Source organism: Pseudoalteromonas sp. P80D2 (assembly GCF_036680945.1).
GTDB classification, from domain to species: Bacteria; Pseudomonadota; Gammaproteobacteria; order Enterobacterales; family Alteromonadaceae; genus Pseudoalteromonas; species Pseudoalteromonas shioyasakiensis.
Genome location: NZ_JAZDAR010000024.1, coordinates 1 through 3,148, shown reverse-complemented (window position 1 = coordinate 3,148; position 3,148 = coordinate 1). Strand labels below are relative to the sequence as shown.

Annotated in this window: 2 protein-coding genes; both read right to left on the bottom strand. The window is 36.9% G+C overall.

Annotated features, from left to right (window positions below; translation table 11 throughout):
* Nucleotides 1-137: 137 nt before the first annotated feature.
* On the bottom strand, nt 138-893 hold the full coding sequence (locus tag VRK28_RS04790) for a restriction endonuclease (protein ID WP_332393599.1): 756 nt from the start codon (nt 891-893) through the stop codon (nt 138-140).
* Between the two features lie 15 nt (nt 894-908).
* Entirely contained in the window at nt 909-2,597 is a 1,689-nt protein-coding gene (locus VRK28_RS04785) for an ATP-binding protein (protein WP_332393598.1), read from the bottom strand.
* Nucleotides 2,598-3,148: the final 551 nt, after the last annotated feature.

Below are 3,148 nucleotides of genomic sequence, written 5' to 3'. Positions count from 1 at the left end.
AATAGCCAACACTATGAGTTTAGCTAATGGGTGGGGCGTACCATCTAATTAATGAGTTAGGTAGAATGCTTGCTTTTTCCAAAAGAGGATGCAGGACCCACAAGCCGAAGCGCAAGCTTGTCCCTAGCAGCGATTTGCTAGCTTTGATATTCATTTAGCCACTCGATAAATTGCTGACCGTCAACTAACGTAAGATCCCAGCTACTTAAAGCTTCGTTATCTACGAATTTTCGAGCATCAGATGTAAAAGTTGAAGTAGTGACAAGTATCGCTTTATTGGGTCCCTCTTTTGTATTTTTCACTCCATAGAGTGAGCGAATTACGTCGATACTAACTTTGTTGCTATCGGAGTAGTGCTTACACTCAATAAAGTATTTATTTTTTATTCCCATTGCATCGCTATGAATTGCAATAATGTCTTTGCCACCATCTCGGGTTTGCTTTGTTAAGTCAACGGAAAACCCTTTTTTCTCAAATATCTTCGCGACAATTCCTTCAAACTGCCTAGACGTAAGCCTGGATAAAAGTGAAACGTCTTGCTGTAGTGCTGATATCAGCTCTGATATAGACTCATGTAGCTCAAATAAATCTCTTGCACTGTATATCTCTCGAAGATACTCAAACTCAGGGCCCCCATCTGTTCGTGCTCCAGTTGAGTTGTTTAACGTAAAATTCAGCACCTCTAAAGGATATTCACTGACCTGAAAATTTAGAGAAATAGTAGAATCGCACTCTGGACATTCAAATTCGTATACTACGTCGTACAAACTTTCCAGTCCCATCCCACGATCATCACCACCAATACATTCGACCGAGAAATCCTCAATAGAAATCTCTTCAGTATCACCACAAACATCGCATTCGTATTCAACGTTACCAGCAAATTTCCACATGCTCATTCTCTCTTGTTAAAATACGGCATTTGACGGTCTTGGCCTAAATTCAATTTTCAGTTTTTCTTTAAGATAAGACTTTAAGCAAAAAACCTCAATTTTATGAGCTTTTTTGGGATTGTCTAAAAAATACCGAGTGTAGTCATTGTTATCTTCTGGGGCAACTATTTGCATTTTTCGTTCTTCATTATTGATATCGCTAAGAACGTCATCATGCTTGATATCTGTATCCCAGCAAACGACACTATGCAAGTTTTCAAAGGAATGATTGAATCCTTTGCTAAGAGTGCGCTTGAATTCAACATAAAATAGTTTAGCACTCGCGATAGGCGTCGTGCTGTCTCCTTTTGCGATCACATCAATGCCGTCATGGGTATCGTAATCAATAACAACAAAGGGAAATAATTTTTCATCTAATTGAGATAACATTATAAAGATTGAAAAAACACCACTTTCGCGCTCCGGCTCTACCAGCTGAACTCCCTTATACTCTGCGACGTTCGCCCGATTAATTTTCTTTATTCGCCAGTCAAAGTTTTTCTTTTCTTTCTCGGTCGTTTGGTAGGATGAAGCCTCTTCTTCTAGCCACTCCATTGCTGTCCATTCGTCACTTTTGATCACATCGTCATAAATCTTTTTAACTTCATCTTTTATATCTTGAAGAACTTCACTAGGGGTGTTTTCTACAGAGCCTCTATTTGCAGTCAAGCGCATCTCTTGGCAATTAATAAAGGCATGAAACTTTGTATACTCAGAACCTTTGTGCGTAATCCACTCATTTTTTCTTTGGATTGGCATATAATCTTTACACAGCCACAACCCGTACCGTTCCTGAATAGTATAAGCTCCTTCAGGTGCGCTATACCCTCTGCGCCGCAACATATCGTTATAGCCATATTTCGCATACTTTCCCTCAATGCAGAAGATTGCTTGGTAGCTTATTTCCGGATAGTTTTTCAAAAAGCCTTGTTTAATTATTTTTTTAGAATAGAAGTCAGGTGCTTGCGTGAGGTGGTCTTCGAATAGTTTATTAATATCTTTGCTATCATCGGGAAAACGATGCCCTTGCTCAATTTCTTCAAAATCTTCACGCCCTAGTCCTTTTAAAAAAAGTACTGCTTTTCTATATGAAACAGAAAACTGATTTTCAATAGCACCGTGTTTAGTAAACCAATTTATATAGTCTTTTAATATTGGATGAGTAAATTTATCTCTTCGATTATTGTTGTAGCCAAAAATTACTATTTCTGTACCTTTTTCAACTTCGTCAACATTCTCAACTTCTACACGTGGAATCTGACGATCAAAAAGTTTCTTAAATGGCTCATCCATTACAGCCAAAAAGCCAGTATTTCCACAAGATGTTCTTACTTCGATTCTATTACTATTGAAGTAAACTTTAGTTCCATGACCTTTTTCTCCGATACTGTCACTGTCTTCTCGTCGTGTTGAGTTGCCAAGATCAAAAAAGTTTTGAAGCTGCCCTTGTGTCATTCCAGAGCCATTATCCTTTATGGCTATTTTTAATATCGACTCACCGTATTTCTTCACAACTTCAAAAGAAATATGAATTTCACTAGCGCCAGCGTCATAAGAATTGCTAATTGCTTCACGGACCAAGTCAAGAGGATTAGAGAAATCGTTCGCTATCTCGATGAACTCTTGGGTTTCATCTACCTTTGGTGTAATTGTAAAAGAGTTCATTTCTTTCCCTGTGTTTAATTAATGGAATAGTAATTTAACGACGTATTACCGAGAATTCCCGTTAGCACTCTATGTGTTATTTTCCAGGATTATCAAAATACGGTTTTTAATAATCTAATCATTAATAACCTACACTTAGCCAAAAGGAATTACAATTGTTTAGGCTACTCTTTAACCGAGAATTTACTTCTTCAAGAATAAATAAAATTACATTACGAGAACACGCATAAACAATACCAATAAAATTGGAAACTTAAATATATGAAAATTTTGAGGAGAAGCTACTTAAATTGCATAACGAGAATTAATTATTTATACATTAGCACCTTAAATGCCAGCTACGCGCAAAAGTGAGTTATATTCATAACCCGTCTATGGACAATTTCTAGTTAGCTCGATTGCTTTGTACCATCTTGATCCACTTGACCAAATATTTCATATTGAGAATGAAAACAATCAAACACATCTACATAAAAAACGAAAACTAGTTATTGTTGTGCTTCAATGAAACCGGACACTAATTTAGGTGGTATTATTACCACTCAAACAGA